This is a genomic window from Herbaspirillum huttiense, assembly GCF_047300815.1.
GTDB lineage: Bacteria > Pseudomonadota > Gammaproteobacteria > Burkholderiales > Burkholderiaceae_D > Herbaspirillum > Herbaspirillum huttiense_A.
Genome location: NZ_CP178608.1, coordinates 3,687,045 through 3,700,670 on the forward strand (window position 1 = coordinate 3,687,045; position 13,626 = coordinate 3,700,670).

At 62.7% G+C, this 13,626-nt stretch carries 13 protein-coding genes; 3 read left to right on the forward strand and 10 right to left on the reverse strand.

Translation table 11 applies throughout. The annotated features are described in order from the left end of the window. Positions 1–12 precede the first annotated feature (12 nt). From ccoN to yddG, 6 genes are all read right to left on the reverse strand, one after another. Positions 13–1,440, reverse strand: coding sequence for a cytochrome-c oxidase, cbb3-type subunit I (gene ccoN / locus ACLRDN_RS16915; protein WP_413457226.1), 1,428 nt, complete (start codon positions 1,438–1,440; stop codon positions 13–15). Between the two features lie 152 nt (positions 1,441–1,592). Continuing rightward, positions 1,593–1,766 (reverse strand): cbb3-type cytochrome oxidase assembly protein CcoS, encoded by a 174-nt coding sequence (gene ccoS / locus ACLRDN_RS16920; protein ID WP_413457227.1) that lies wholly within the window; start codon positions 1,764–1,766, stop codon positions 1,593–1,595. Further along, complete coding sequence (locus ACLRDN_RS16925; RefSeq protein ID WP_413457228.1) at positions 1,766–4,282, reverse strand: heavy metal translocating P-type ATPase; 2,517 nt, start codon at positions 4,280–4,282, stop codon at positions 1,766–1,768. Before ACLRDN_RS16925 ends, ccoS begins: the two co-directional genes overlap by 1 nt. Positions 4,283–4,284: 2 nt before the next feature. After that, positions 4,285–5,127, reverse strand: a complete 843-nt coding sequence (locus tag ACLRDN_RS16930; RefSeq protein ID WP_413457229.1) for a sulfite exporter TauE/SafE family protein — start codon at positions 5,125–5,127, stop codon at positions 4,285–4,287. A 13-nt stretch (positions 5,128–5,140) separates the two neighbouring features. Continuing rightward, entirely contained in the window at positions 5,141–6,592 is a 1,452-nt protein-coding gene (hemN, locus tag ACLRDN_RS16935; RefSeq protein ID WP_310836024.1) for an oxygen-independent coproporphyrinogen III oxidase, read from the reverse strand. 295 nt (positions 6,593–6,887) lie between these two features. After that, positions 6,888–7,781 (reverse strand): aromatic amino acid DMT transporter YddG, encoded by an 894-nt coding sequence (yddG, locus tag ACLRDN_RS16940; protein ID WP_413457230.1) that lies wholly within the window; start codon positions 7,779–7,781, stop codon positions 6,888–6,890. A 191-nt stretch (positions 7,782–7,972) separates the two neighbouring features. Between yddG and ACLRDN_RS16945 the strand changes: the two genes are divergently transcribed. Together ACLRDN_RS16945 and ACLRDN_RS16950 are read left to right on the forward strand one after the other, a co-directional pair. Continuing rightward, positions 7,973–8,629: a 7-cyano-7-deazaguanine/7-aminomethyl-7-deazaguanine transporter gene (locus ACLRDN_RS16945; protein WP_413457231.1), complete on the forward strand. Its 657-nt coding sequence runs from the start codon at positions 7,973–7,975 to the stop codon at positions 8,627–8,629. 96 nt (positions 8,630–8,725) lie between these two features. Next, positions 8,726–9,883, forward strand: coding sequence for an MFS transporter (locus tag ACLRDN_RS16950; RefSeq protein WP_413457232.1), 1,158 nt, complete (start codon positions 8,726–8,728; stop codon positions 9,881–9,883). Positions 9,884–9,965: 82 nt separating this feature from the next. Here ACLRDN_RS16950 and argE read toward each other — a convergent pair whose 3' ends face one another. Next, positions 9,966–11,168 carry an acetylornithine deacetylase gene (gene argE, locus ACLRDN_RS16955; RefSeq protein WP_413457233.1) on the reverse strand — a complete coding sequence of 401 codons (1,203 nt, stop codon included), beginning with the start codon at positions 11,166–11,168 and terminating at the stop codon, positions 9,966–9,968. Positions 11,169–11,688: 520 nt separating this feature from the next. Here argE and ACLRDN_RS16960 point away from each other — a divergent pair. After that, the gene (locus tag ACLRDN_RS16960; protein WP_413457234.1) at positions 11,689–12,177 is read left to right on the forward strand and encodes a response regulator; all 489 of its coding nucleotides are present in this window, start codon (positions 11,689–11,691) and stop codon (positions 12,175–12,177) included. Between the two features lie 90 nt (positions 12,178–12,267). Here ACLRDN_RS16960 and ACLRDN_RS16965 read toward each other — a convergent pair whose 3' ends face one another. From ACLRDN_RS16965 to ACLRDN_RS16975, 3 genes are all read right to left on the reverse strand, one after another. After that, a complete protein-coding gene (locus ACLRDN_RS16965) occupies positions 12,268–12,516 on the reverse strand; it encodes a hypothetical protein (protein WP_088757477.1) in 249 nt (82 codons plus the stop codon). 181 nt (positions 12,517–12,697) lie between these two features. Beyond that, the gene (locus ACLRDN_RS16970; RefSeq protein WP_413457235.1) at positions 12,698–13,180 is read right to left on the reverse strand and encodes a hypothetical protein; all 483 of its coding nucleotides are present in this window, start codon (positions 13,178–13,180) and stop codon (positions 12,698–12,700) included. After that, positions 13,129–13,455 carry a hypothetical protein gene (locus ACLRDN_RS16975; protein ID WP_413457236.1) on the reverse strand — a complete coding sequence of 109 codons (327 nt, stop codon included), beginning with the start codon at positions 13,453–13,455 and terminating at the stop codon, positions 13,129–13,131. The genes ACLRDN_RS16970 and ACLRDN_RS16975 overlap by 52 nt, the downstream gene beginning before the upstream one ends. Positions 13,456–13,626 lie beyond the last annotated feature (171 nt).

The window sequence follows — 13,626 nt, forward strand, 5'->3', positions numbered from 1 at the left end:
ACTTTCCCCCAATCAGTGCGCAGCGTTGGTCACGGCAGGAATCGGTGCGACAGCCAGTTCGGTGCCGCGCATGGTGCGCCAGGTGTTGTAGGCCATCACCAGCATGCCGGACAGGTACATCAGGCCGCCCATCAGACGAATGATGTAATACGGGTAGGTTGCCTTGACCCCTTCGACGAAGCTGTAGGTCAGGGTGCCGTCGGCGTTGACCGCACGCCACATCAGGCCTTGCATCACGCCGGCAATCCACATGGCGGCGATGTAGAGCACGATGCCGATGGTGGCGACCCAGAAGTGGATCTCGATCAGGTCCTTGCTCCACATCTCGGTCTTGCCGGACAGGCGCGGGATCAGGTAATACATCGCTCCCATGGTGACGAAGCCGACCCAGCCCAGGGCACCGGAGTGCACGTGGCCAATGGTCCAGTCGGTGTAGTGGGACAAGGCGTTGACGGTCTTGATGGCCATCATCGGACCTTCGAAGGTGGACATGCCGTAGAAGGACAGCGACACCACCAGGAACTTCAGGATGGGATCGGTACGCAGCTGGTGCCAGGCGCCCGACATGGTCATCATGCCGTTGATCATGCCACCCCAGGAGGGTGCCAGCAGGATCAGCGAGAACACCATGCCCAGCGACTGGGTCCAGTCAGGCAATGCGGTGTAGTGCAGGTGGTGCGGACCGGCCCACATGTAGGTGAAGATCAGTGCCCAGAAGTGCACGATCGACAGGCGGTAGGAATAGACCGGACGGTTGACTTGCTTGGGGATGAAGTAATACATCATGCCCAGGAAGCCGGCGGTCAGGAAGAAGCCCACCGCGTTGTGACCGTACCACCACTGGATCATGGCATCCTGCGCGCCGCTGTACATCGAGTACGACTTGGTCAGCGTGGCCGGCATGGTCATGCCGTTGACGATGTGCAGGATGGCCACGGCGATGATGAAGGCACCGTAGAACCAGTTAGCCACGTAGATGTGCTTGACCTTGCGCTTGACGAGCGTGCCGAAGAACACCACGGCATAGGCCACCCAGACAACGGCGATAAGAATGGTGATGGGCCATTCCAGCTCGGCGTATTCCTTGCCGCGGGTCAGTCCCAGTGGCAGCGTGATGGCCGCACCGACGATCACCAACTGCCAGCCCCAGAAGGTGAAGGCCGCCAGGAAGTCGGAGAACAGCCGCACCTGGCAGGTGCGCTGCACGACGTAATACGAGGTTGCCATCAGCGCGCAGCCGCCGAAGGCAAAGATCACTGCGTTGGTATGCAAGGGACGTAGCCGGCCGAAGCTCAGCCAGGGAATCCCCATGTTCAATTCGGGCCATGCCAGCTGGGCGGCGATGATCACGCCGACCAGCATACCGACTACGCCCCACAGGATGGTCGCCACGGTGAATTGGCGCACAACCGTGTAGTTGTAGCTATTTTCTTTGCTCACGAAACTCTCCCCACTTTGTTGAGTACTGTTCAATGCGAGCTTACGGGGCAAGCCTCCGGGGGGCATTGACGTGTATCAAGTGGAAAGAGAGCGGAAGAAAAATGCTGCAGTTCAAGGGACAATTTGCACGAACAGGCAGGCGCGAAAAGCGCTCAGGCGTGATCCTGCCGCTCCGGCTGCGCGGGGATGTCGTCGTCGTGGAGGATGCGCATGGCGGGTCCTTCGAGATCATCGAACTGACCGCCGTCGGAGGCGCGGAAGAACACCCAGATCGCCAGGAAGACCAGCAAGGTGCTCAGTGGAATGAGGAGATAGAGTGCTTCCATCAAGCCCCTCCCGCCAGCGCTGGCAGGGCTGCCGGCGCACTTGCCGGCATCTGTCTTGCCGCGCGTGTGGCGCGGCTCAGGCGCAGCGCATTGCCGACCACCAGCAGCGAACTGGCCGACATGCCCACCGCCGACATCCACGGATCAAGCAGGCCGAAGGCCGCTGCCGGAATGGCGAGGAAATTGTAGACACTGGCCCACACCAGGTTCTGACGCACGATGCGCATGGTCCGGCGGGCCATCTGCGCACACTGCGCGACGGCCGACAGGCGATCGCTCATGATGACGGCATCCGCACTGACCTGGGCCAGAGCGGCACCTTTGCCCATGGCGAAGGAGACATCGCCTGCGCGCAGCATGGCGGCGTCATTGATGCCATCGCCGACGATGGCCACCACCGCCCCGCCCTGCTGCAATTGGCGCACCACCTCCAGCTTGCGTTGCGGCGTGCAGCCGGCGATCACTTCGTCGATACCGACGGCCGCTGCTACCTCGGCGCAGACCTCGGGCTGGTCACCGCTCAAGAGGATCACCCGCAAACCCTGCGCCCGGAAAGCGGCCACGGTATCCACGGCATCCGCACGCAATGCATCGGCCAGGTCGAAGCGCGCCAGCCAACCTTGGCTGTTGCCCAGGTAGACCGGACCGGCCACTGCCGCAGCGGGCTGGTTCAGTTCGGCAGGCATGGATTGTCCTGCGATCTCGGCCACGAAGTGGCGCGCGCCCAGGCGATGCGGGACGCCATCGATGACACAATGCATGCCCGCGCCCGTGACGGAGCCGAGCTCGGCGACCTCGCAAGCGGCACTGGCGCGACGGGCGGCCTCCTCCACCAGCGCCTTGGCCAGCGGATGCAGACTGCCGCGCTCCATGGCGGCGGCGACCGACAGGGCCTGCGCCTCGGGAATGCAGCTCCACAGTGCCGTCATCTGCGGCCGGCCTTGCGTGAGCGTGCCGGTCTTGTCGAAGAGGATGGTATCGGCGCGCTGCAAGGTTTCCAGCACGTTGCCTCGCACGACCAGCGTGCCTTCCCGCAGCAAGCGGTCGGTGGCAGCAGCCAGGGCCGATGGCGTGGCCAGCGACAGTGCGCAGGGGCAGGACACCACCAGCACCGCAATGGCGGTAGCCCAAGCGCGCGTCGGGTCGATCAGGTGCCAGGCCATGAAAGTGACCGCCGCCAGCAGCAGCAGGGCCACCACGAAACGCGAGGCCACGATGTCAGCCCACTGCGCCAGTGCCGGCTTGCCCTGTCCGGCCTGCTCGGCCAGACGGGTAATGGCCGCGAGCGTACTTTCGCGCGTGGTGCGCACCACGCGCAGCAGCACCGGCTGGCTCAGGTTGACGGCACCGCCCGGCGCTTCCTGACCGGGCTGGAAAGCTTGCGGACGGCTTTCGCCGGACAGCAGCGCCAGGTCCAGTTCAGCCACGCCTTCGAGCAGGCAGGCGTCGGCGGCGATGGTGTCGCCGGGGCGGGCCAGGATCACGTCACCGGCCTGCAATTGGCTGGCTGCCACCAGCGTCGTCTCGCGTTGCAGCGGATAGCCGCGCAGTACCAGCGCAGACGCCGGGAAAGCCTGCTGCATGCGCTCCAGCGCTGCGGCCGACTTGCGCCGCGCAGCCGTCTCAAGATAGCGGCTGGCCAGCAGCAGGAAGATGAACATGCTCACGCTGTCGAACCAGATCTCGCCCTCGCCGCGCCATGTCGCGATGGCGCTGCCCGTGAAGGCCGCAGCAATGCCGATGGCCACCGGCAGGTCCATGCCAGGCGCACGCGCCCGCAGCCCCGCCCAGGCACCGGTAAAGAACGGCAAGGCCGAATAGAACACCGCCGGGATGGTAAGGAACAGGCTGGCCCAGCGCATCAGCGCCATCATGTCGGGATCGATGCCTTCATGCGTCATGTAGACCGGGATGGCATACATCATCACCTGCATCATCGACAGCCCGGCGATGAACAACTGGCGGAACAGCCGGCGGCCGGCGCGGCGCGCCTGCTCGCCCTGGCGCAACGGATCAAAAGGATAGGCCGTATAACCCAGGCCATGCAGGCCGCGCAAGATGGTGGAGGTGGAACAGCGGGCAGGATCACGGCGGATATGCAGGCGCGCACTGGCCACGTTGAGTTCGGCCATCTCGATACCGGGCAGCCGGGCCAGGTATTTCTCGATCAGCCAGACGCAGGCGGCGCAGCGCAAGCCATCGATGGAAAGCACCAGTTCCTGCGCATGACCCTCTGTGTCAGAAACTTCCCCATCGGCTGTCTGCCCGGGCAGATCCACCAGGGCCAGCTCGGGTGGCAGCAATTGTTCGGGATCGATGCGGGCAGAGGGAACGGTACGTCGCAGGTAGAAATCTTCACATCCGCTCTCGACGATGAGCCGGGCCACGCTTTGGCAGCCCACGCAGCACAGCGTCCGGCTGAGGCCACCAATGTCCAGCGTCCAGGACTCCCCCGCCGGCACCGGCTGGCCGCAATGGAAACACAGGTTCGCCACATCGCTCCCGTCATCACGCATGCTCATCCTCCGTGCACCGGGCTGACGCAGAACACGTCGATCCAGCCGCGCGCAATGCCCAGGCCGCCAATCTCGGCGGCACGCAGCAAACCGAGCAGTCCGAAAGCCAGCACGACCACGCCGGCGCTACGCCGTACCCAGGGGCGCGCCGCTAGCTGGCGCAAGCGTGCACCGGACATGCCCGCCACCAGCAGCACCGGCAAGGTGCCCGCCCCGAAGGCCAGCATGGTCAGCGCCCCCTGCACGGCACTGCCGGCCATGAGGGCGGTGAGCAAGGCGCTGTAGACCATCCCGCACGGCAGCCAGCCCCAGAGGCTGCCCAGCAGCAGCGCCTTGGCTGGCGTATCGACTGGCACCAGCCGTGCCGCATGGGGACGCAGGCGGGTCCAGAGACCGCTGCCCAATTGCTCCATGCGGGACAGTCCGCTCCACCACTGGGTCAGGTACAGCCCCAGCAGGATCAGAACGAGATTGGTGATGACGTAGGCCACCGTCTGTGCCGGTGCCAGCCAGCCCAGCACATCGGCACCGCGCAACAGCCCGGCGGCGATGCCACCGGCCAGCGCGCCGGCCAGCGCGTAGCTGGACAGGCGCCCGAGGTTGTAGCCCAGCACGCGCACCAGATCCTGCCCGAAGGCCTGGACCTGGGCGGAGCCGGCGACATGAAGGGGAATGATGCGATGCACCGCACGCCCCGGCGCTGCGGCCATGGCCAGCGCCTGTGCGGCCGGCGCGCGCGCGCGCGGCGGCGCGGCTGAACTGAGCGCACCGATGATGCCGCCGCACATGCCGATGCAATGGACGCTGCCCATCAGGCCTACCAGGAAGATCGGCAGCAGGTTCATCGACGCGCCCCGCTCACACGGTCTGCGAATAGCGCTGCGGTGTGTCCTTGTTCTGGCTTGCGGCTTTTTCGCGGTCCTGGGTCAGGTAGCGGTCGAACACCATGCAGATGTTGCGGATCAGCAGACGGCCCTTGGGCTCGACGGTGATCCATTCAGGTTCGATATTGATGAGGCCGTCCTCTTCCAGTTGCTTCAGCTTTTCCATCTCCGGCGCGAAGTATTCGCGGAAGACGATGGGATAGGCGATCTCCAGCGAATTGATCGACAGCTCGAAGTTGCACATCAGCCGCTGGATGATGAGACGGCGCAGCACGTCGTCCATGCCCAGCTGGATGCCGCGGGCGATGGGCAGCGTGGAATTTTCCAGGCGGGCGTAATAGCCATCCAGGGTCTTTTCATTCTGGCTGTAGCTGCCGCCCACGGCGCTGATGGCCGAGACGCCGCAGGCGACCAGGTCGGTCTCCGAATGGGTGGAGTAGCCCTGGAAGTTGCGATGCAGGCGGCCCTGCTGCTGGGCGATGGCAAGATCGTCAGTGGGCTTGGCGAAGTGGTCCATGCCGATGTAGACGTAACCGGCGCCGGTCAGCTGGCGGATGCACAGCGACAGCATGTCCAGCTTGCTGTCGGCGCTGGGCAGGTCTTCTTCCTTGATCTGACGCTGGGTCTTGAACAGCGCCGGCATGTGCGCATAATTGTAGACGGCGATGCGGTCCGGGCTGGCGGCGATGACCTTGGCCAGCGTGCGCGACATCGACATCACGTTCTGCTTGGGCAGCCCGTAGATCAGGTCGATGCTGACCGAGCGGAAGCCGGCTTCACGCGCGGCAGCGATGATCTGCAGGGTCTGTTCTTCGGATTGCACGCGATTGACTGCCAGCTGGACTTCCGGATCGAAATCCTGCACGCCCAGGCTGATGCGATTGAACCCCTGCTCGCGCAGCTTGTGGACACGCGCCACCGACACCGTGCGCGGATCGATCTCGATCGAATATTCACCGACGTGATCCGGAGCCAGCGTGAAGCTGTGGCGGATATGGTTCATCAGGTCCGACATCTGCTCGTCGGAGAGATAAGTCGGCGTACCGCCACCGAAGTGCAGCTGCTCGACCTGGTTCATGCCGGAGAAGAGCGAGCCCTGCATGCTGATCTCGCGCTTGAGGTAGCTCAGGTAGAGCGATGCCTTGGCGCGGTTCTTGGTGACGATCTTGTTGCAGGCGCAGTAGTAGCAGATGGTGTCGCAGAACGGAATATGCAGGTACAGCGACAGTGCGCGCCAGGCGCTCATGTTGCGGCGGTCGGAGACGGCATGCAGGTAGTCGGTGACGGCGAAGTCACTCGAAAAGCGATCTGCCGTGGGATAGGACGTGTAACGCGGGCCACGCTGGTCCATTTTGCGCAGGACGGCCTTGTTCATGCCGGCGAGACTGGCGGATGGATGCAGGATGGACGGATGGGCGACTTGCATGCGATGCTCCTGGCCGGCTGCCACGCCGGACTGACGCGGCGCGCACATGCGCTGGGCCGCGAGCCCACCGGGCGAGCTGGTATTGACTGGAGCTTGCAGAATAGACAGATCACTGCCGGCTCGCATTGATATGCATCAAAGGGGCGGGCAGCGTTGTCCCATCGTCCTGCCCGACCTTCCCACCTTATTGATAAAACAGCATCAATGCAGGGTCCATCGCCGTATCTTGTGGCGCAAATGCAAGCTCCTGTGCGCCGCACGGGTTCTTGGCATTGCTTGTTGGCATCATCGCGCTTTAGCGAGCGAGGCGGCTGCGGGTGGCCCGCCAGCAGAGAATCGACCCGGCGCACACCAGTGCCGCGCCCACCCAGAACGAGGGCGGCAACGGCGCACGCAACAGCAAGGCCGACAAGGCCGAAGAAAAGACCGGGATGAAATACGACGCCCCGGCCAGCACCGTCACATTGCCATGCAGGATGCCCACGTTCCAGGCGGCATAGCCCAACCCCATCGCGGCCGCCGCCAGCACCAGATAGACCAGTGCAGGCACACTGAAGGAAAGTTCAGCCGCATGCCCGCCCAGCAGGACCTTCACCCACAATGCCAATGCCACCAGCATGAAGAAAGGCGTCACCCCGTTCTTGCCCTCGGCGATGCGGGTCGTCACCGTACAGTAGGCGGCCCAGATCAAGGCCCCGATAAAGGCCAGGCCGTAGCTCAGCGGATTGTCCCGGATGTTGGCCAGCATGCCGGAGGGATCCAGCCCCTGGTCGCCCCCGAGCACCCAGCAGATGCCCAACATGGAAAGAATGAAGCCCGGCACCACCAGCAGCGTCGCGCGTTGATTGCCGAAGAGGATGGCCGCCACCAGCGTGAAGGTCGGCCAGAGGTAATTGACCATGCCCACCTCGATGGCCTGGCGGCCGGTATGGGCGTAGCCGATGGAGAGCGACAGGCACAATTCATAAGCCACGAACAGCACGCTGCCCCACAGCAGATACCTGCGCGGAAAACTTGCCAGCCGGGGGAATCCCACCGATACCAGCAGGATCAGCGAGGCCACCGTATAGATGGCTGCCGCCCCGCCGGTCGCGCCCAGATGCTCGCTCACGCCACGGATCAGGCCGACGATGGCGCTCCACAGCACCACGGCGCTCAATCCGATCAGGGTTGCGTTCTTGCTCTTCATTGCAGCCGTCCAAAAGCGCAAGAGTGTACCTCAACGGCCCGGCGCATCGAACGGCCGATCTGGCACGCGAACGGGCCGCAGAGCCACCCTGTGCTAAAATGCTGCCCCTTCTGCCTGGCCGCTGCGACTGTCTCCCCTGCGGCTGGAAGTGTTCATGGGTTCCCTCGCCCCCATTCATCAAAAAGGTTCATATGACTACTCTCGACCTGCGCCGCCATGCCGCGCTGCTGACCTGGCTTTCGCTGTTCCACCTGCTGGTGATCACCTCCAGCAATTACCTGGTGCAATTGCCGGTCTCCATTTTCGGACTGCATACCACCTGGGGGGCTTTCAGTTTTCCCTTCATCTTCCTGGCCACCGACCTGACGGTACGTTTCTTTGGCGCGCCGCTGGCCCGCCGCATCATCTTTGCGGTGATGCTGCCGGCGCTGTTCATCTCCTACGCGATCTCGGCGCTGTTTTACATGGGGCAGTGGCAGGGTTTTGGCGCGCTGGCGCATTTCAATGTCTTCGTGGCGCGTATCGCAGTGGCCAGCTTCATGGCCTATGTACTGGGGCAGGTGCTGGACGTGCAGGTGTTCAATCGCCTGCGCGCCTCGCGCCACTGGTGGCTGGCGCCATCGGCATCGATGATCTTCGGCAATGCCAGCGACACCATCGCCTTCTTCTCCATCGCCTTCTGGCGCAGCAGCGATCCCTTCATGGCCACGCACTGGGTCGAGATCGCGCTGGTCGATTACGGTTTCAAGATCGCCATCAGCCTGCTGTTCTTCCTGCCGGCCTACGGGGCGCTGATGTCGTTGGCCAAGAGCTGGTTCGGCCGTGCGCTGGCGGCGGGTCCGGCCTGAGTCCTGCAGCCGATTGCGTCCGGCGGTAAACTGGCGGCTTTGCGTGGTCTTGCCTGACCGCGCGCCCTCCCCCTCCACCCTCCACCTGGACTGCGCATGAACTGGCCCTTGTTTGCCCTCGCCGTTGCCGCCTTTGGCATCGGCACCACTGAATTCGTCATCATGGGCTTGCTGCCCGACGTCGCGCGCGATCTGGGCGTGACCGCGCCGGCAGCCGGCATGCTGGTCTCGGGCTATGCCCTGGGTGTGGCCGCAGGTGCGCCCATCCTCGCCATTCTCACCGCCAAGTGGCCGCGCAAGCAGGCGCTGGTGGGGTTGATGTGCCTGTTCATCCTGGGCAATGTGCTGTGCGCGGTCGCCCCCAATTACGTCTTCCTGATGGTGGCCCGCGTGGTCACCGCCTTCTGCCACGCGGCCTTCTTCGGCATCGGCTCGGTGGTGGCGGCCGAACTGGTCTCGCCGCAGAAGCGTGCCCAGGCAGTGGCGCTGATGTTTACCGGGCTGACCGTGGCCAATATCCTCGGCGTACCACTGGGCACCGCCTTCGGCCATGCGGCCGGATGGCGCTCCACCTTCGGCGTGGTCACCGGTATCGGCGTGCTGGCGGCCATCATGCTGTGGACCATGCTGCCCAAGAAGATCCCCATGCAGATGGGCAATATCTTCCAGGAGTTCCGCTCCATTATCGATACCCGCGTACAGCTCTCGCTGCTGACCTCGACGCTGGCCTCGATCAGCATGTTCAGCGTGATCACCTATATTGCCTACATCCTGCTGGACGTGACCGGCTTCAGCACCCAGGAAGAAAGCTGGGTGCTGCTGCTCTTCGGCGCCGGCATCACCGTGGGGGGCTTGGCCGGCGGCAAGCTGGCCGACTGGAAACTGATGCCGGTGATGTGCGGGGTGTTCCTGTGCATCGCCATCGTGCTGGGGCTGTTCTCCTTCACCAGCCATTACAAGTGGGCGACGCTGGCGACCATGTTTGCCTGGGGTGCTTTTGCCTTTGCGGTGGTGCCGGGCGCACAGATCCGCGTGCTCGATACCGCACGCGGCGCGCCCAACCTGGCCTCGACCCTCAACCAGGGGGCCTTCAACCTGGGCAATGCCACCGGCGCGTGGGTCGGTGGATTGGCCATCTCGGCGGGCCTGCCGCTGACCGACTTGCCGCTGATCGGCTCGTTCTTCGCGTTGCTGGGATTGGCCACGGTGGCCCTGTCGGCCTCGCTGGACAAGCGCGTGCGCGCTCCCGCCTGATCCCTTCCCCGCTCCGACAAAAAAGGCGCTTGACCCTCACGGGCAAGCGCCTTTATTCATCCGGGTGCTGCGATCTTGGCGGTCAAGCCGCCTTCAGATGCGCCGAGGCGATGAAGTTGTCGAAGAAACTTTCACATCGGGCCAATTGCTCCAAGGTCACGAACTCGTTGGGCTTGTGCGCATGGACGATGTCGCCCGGCCCGCAGATCACCGCCGGCATCCCGGCCTGGCCGAACAAGCCGCCTTCGGTGCCAAAGCCGACCTTGCGTGCGCGTTCACTGCCCAGGATGCGCAGTGCCGACGTCACCAGCGGATCATCTGGTGCCGTGCTCATGCCGGGATAGGCGGTGAGCGTCTCGAATTCGATGCGCCCTTGCGCGCCTTCGATCTGCATTTGCGGCAGCACTTCCTGTTCTGCATAACGCTTCACTTCCTCGAAGACTTCGGCCGGATCGATGCCCGGCAGGAAGCGGTGCTCGAAGACGAACTCGGCCTTGTCCGGGATGATGTTGGGCGCGTTGCCGCCGTTGGAGAGCGTGGTGACGATGGAGGAATACGGCACATCGAAGTCGTAATCCTGCACTTCCGAATGGCGCACGCGCAAGGCGATCTCGCGGATCTTCAGCTGCATCATGGCCGCATAGTCGATGCTGTTGATGCCCAGGTGCGGACATGAGGAATGGGCCGCATGCCCGTGCACCGAACAGCGATAGGAGCGCTTGCCCTTGTGCGCGATCACGGGCTGCATCATGGTGGGCTCGCCGATGATGACGCCGGTCGGCTTGATGTCGTTCTGCTGCAGGTCAGCCAGCAGTTCGCGCACGCCCAGGCAGCCTACTTCTTCATCATAGGAGAAGGAAAAGTGCAGCGGCGTATGCAAGCGATCCTGCGCGATGAAGGGCAGCCGCGCCAGGCAGACCGCGATGAATCCCTTCATGTCGCAAGCACCGCGACCGAACAATTTGCCATCGGCCACGTGGGCGACGAAGGGGTCGGTGTCCCAGTTCTGGCCCTTGACGGGCACCACATCGGTGTGGCCCGAGAAGACCGTGCCATAGCGGCCGGGGCCGGCATCTCCGAGGGTCGCGAAGAGATTGGCCTTGCGCCGCTCGGCGTCGTAGGTCAGGCGCGTGGTGGCGCCGTGGCGCTCCAGGTAGTCGCGCACCCATTCGATGAGGCCCAGGTTGGATTCACGGCTGATGGTGTTGAAACCGATGAGGGTCTTGAGGATATCCAGCGTCGCCGGGGTCGGTTCCACGGCGGCTGCGTTCAGTGATGCATTCATGATGATGGTTTGCCTGTTCAAATCCGGAACGCCGGGCCAGCCGTCAAGAGGACGACTGGCTTGCGTGTTCCCTCAGAAGTGCAGCAAGCCGCGTGCCACGGCCGGTGCCTGCTGGGATGGCAGCCGGCTGGGCCATTGCGGCTCGGCCGCAGCCGTTGGCTCCGATAGCACCAGTCCCATCGACCGGGAATGATGTTCAGGAAGGAGGGGGCTGCCCTGCACGAGAAGGTCTTAGCTTACACCGCAATGCATGGGCCGGTTGGAGAGATGAAGGATTTTGACGGCCAGGCGTGGGTGCCACCCGGACAGCAATTGCCCCTCAATGCCAATTGAAAAGGGATAAACAGTTGCTTAAAACGTCGAAACGTCCCCTATCAGGAAAATCCTGCTATGAGTTTCTACGCATCTTTGTCAGACTGCAGTGGAAGTTTTGTGCCCGGACAAGCGCCCACAGAGGCCAGCAAGGATTCCCGTGGCACAGGAATGGTGATCAGGGTCACTACAAGAGAAGGAAGAGACCATGAAACCGCCGATCATACTGATGATTGAGTCGAACGGCGAAGCGGTGGAGCTGGCGCGCTTTGCGCTGTGGCGCCAGAATTTTCACTGTGTATTGCAGTGGTATGACGAAGCAGACGCAGCCATCGAGCGTCTGCTGCAGCGCCGCCAGGACGGCGAGATGCAGATGCCGGGCATGATCTTCCTGGATCCCGGCATGATGGAGAACAACGGTCTGGATTTCATCCAGGCCATGAAGGCCGGCCGCGATACCCGGTCGGTGCCCATCGTGGTGTTTCCGGACAGTGATTATCCGCCGGAGATGCCGGCACTGATCGAGGCCGGCGCCGTAGAATATCTGCTCAAGCCCGAGACGGCGCAGCAATACATGGAGGTGGTGGTGGATCGTGCGCGGCGCTGGAGCAAGCGGCGGCGCCGGCGTGCTTCCCCGGCATCGGCCGGCAATGCCGATGCGGCAGCGGAGCCTAAAAAGGCTGGTGGCGAGGATTAGCCATCGCGCACATCCGTGCATAAAAAAATCGCCGTGATCTTCACAGGTCACGGCGATTTTTTTACTCGCGCAACAGGCGCTGGCTGCTGCTTATTTCTTCACACGCGTGCTGATGTGGCCATCGAACTCGCGCTGCGCGGCTTCCAGTTTCTTGAGGGCTTCCTGCCAGGGCTGGTAGTCCGCTTCGGTGAGCCAGGAGCCGCCGGGATTCTGCTTCCACTGTTCGAGCTTGGCGGTCATCTTTTCATATTCTTCCAGCTGGGCGACCAGCAGCGATTCCATCTGCGTCTTCAGTTCTTCGGCGCGGGTGATCCAGGGGTCTTGTTCCTGCTCGGACATGGGCGTCTCTCTGTTGGGGTGAATGAATGTGCGTAAATCCTATCATGATCAATGAACAGGAAAATACAGACTATGACAAAGCGCTGATGTCTTTTCAGCCGCAGGGCGTGCGTCGGGAGATGCCAGGACTGCCTTTATCGACTGAGGCAGTGCGCCAATGATGCCGAGATGGGGCTCATCTTCAGGGATAGGATTCGCCATCGTCGCCCTGCACTTTCGCTTTCAAGCGGGCTGCGATCTTCTTCATTATCTCTATCGCTGCATCCGAAGGATTTTTCGTTGAGAGTTCACCCGATCGAGGGTTGTACCAGATCGAGAATGACTCGCCATCATCCGTCGAGACGATGAACGCGTCCCGGGAATTTTGCGCGTCATTCTGGATCGCTGTGTCTTGTTGCACATAGCTTTGCCACTCTGACTCGGTGATTCTCGGACCCGCCACGTCGGCCCAGTGGTTTTTTCTGGTGATATGAAGTTCATAACCGGCGAAGGCGGCACTGGAAGCGATCAGCAGCAGAATGAGTGCGATAAAACGCATAAGCCAAGGACCCGGAAAGCAATGCATGGAAATCAGGCAGCCAGTGTTCATGGGGCAAGCAATGGCGGACGGCCTCATTTGAAAGCGATATACATTGCCATTGCCGCGATCACCGCCGAGAACCATTGCATCGGGATCCAGAACATGGTGTGCTTCTTCTTGAATTCGAACTGCTGGCCGGTCTTGGGATCAACCAGGAGCTGACTCGGTCCGCTGTTGAGTTTGACCCCGACCATCCAGACCACCGCCGACGAAGCCAGCAGCGCTGCAGCGGCCAGAAATGGGTGGCCTGTGTAAAAGCCTTTTTCAAAGAACGCGTCCGTCGCCAATTGGGCCGCCGCGGAAAACAGAATTGGGATCAACAGACCCAAAAAGCCCAAACCTTGCCAGATGATGATCATTTTAGTTCCCCCTGGCAATAGTATAGATGTTTCTGTTCTCGTATAACAGGAAATATGCTCACTTCCGGCGTCAAGCAATGTTGAACGAAGGCCGGATGGGCCATCCGCTGCGGGAATTGGGGGAAGGATACGGAAGACACTGGCCAACCTGGAAACCGCCCTGACCGCTGA

Coding starts and splice junctions, on each gene's coding strand:
- yddG (WP_413457230.1), bottom strand. CDS start 7,781: ATGAAGAGCAAGAACGCAACCCTGATCGGATTGAGCGCCGTGGTGCTG.
- ACLRDN_RS16930 (WP_413457229.1), bottom strand. CDS start 5,127: ATGAACCTGCTGCCGATCTTCCTGGTAGGCCTGATGGGCAGCGTCCAT.
- ACLRDN_RS16965 (WP_088757477.1), bottom strand. CDS start 12,516: ATGTCCGAGCAGGAACAAGACCCCTGGATCACCCGCGCCGAAGAACTG.
- hemN (WP_310836024.1), bottom strand. CDS start 6,592: ATGCAAGTCGCCCATCCGTCCATCCTGCATCCATCCGCCAGTCTCGCC.
- ACLRDN_RS16975 (WP_413457236.1), bottom strand. CDS start 13,455: ATGATCATCATCTGGCAAGGTTTGGGCTTTTTGGGTCTGTTGATCCCA.
- argE (WP_413457233.1), bottom strand. CDS start 11,168: ATGAATGCATCACTGAACGCAGCCGCCGTGGAACCGACCCCGGCGACG.
- ACLRDN_RS16950 (WP_413457232.1), top strand. CDS start 8,726: ATGAACTGGCCCTTGTTTGCCCTCGCCGTTGCCGCCTTTGGCATCGGC.
- ccoS (WP_413457227.1), bottom strand. CDS start 1,766: ATGGAAGCACTCTATCTCCTCATTCCACTGAGCACCTTGCTGGTCTTC.
- ACLRDN_RS16960 (WP_413457234.1), top strand. CDS start 11,689: ATGAAACCGCCGATCATACTGATGATTGAGTCGAACGGCGAAGCGGTG.
- ACLRDN_RS16945 (WP_413457231.1), top strand. CDS start 7,973: ATGACTACTCTCGACCTGCGCCGCCATGCCGCGCTGCTGACCTGGCTT.
- ACLRDN_RS16925 (WP_413457228.1), bottom strand. CDS start 4,282: ATGCGTGATGACGGGAGCGATGTGGCGAACCTGTGTTTCCATTGCGGC.
- ACLRDN_RS16970 (WP_413457235.1), bottom strand. CDS start 13,180: ATGGTTCTCGGCGGTGATCGCGGCAATGGCAATGTATATCGCTTTCAA.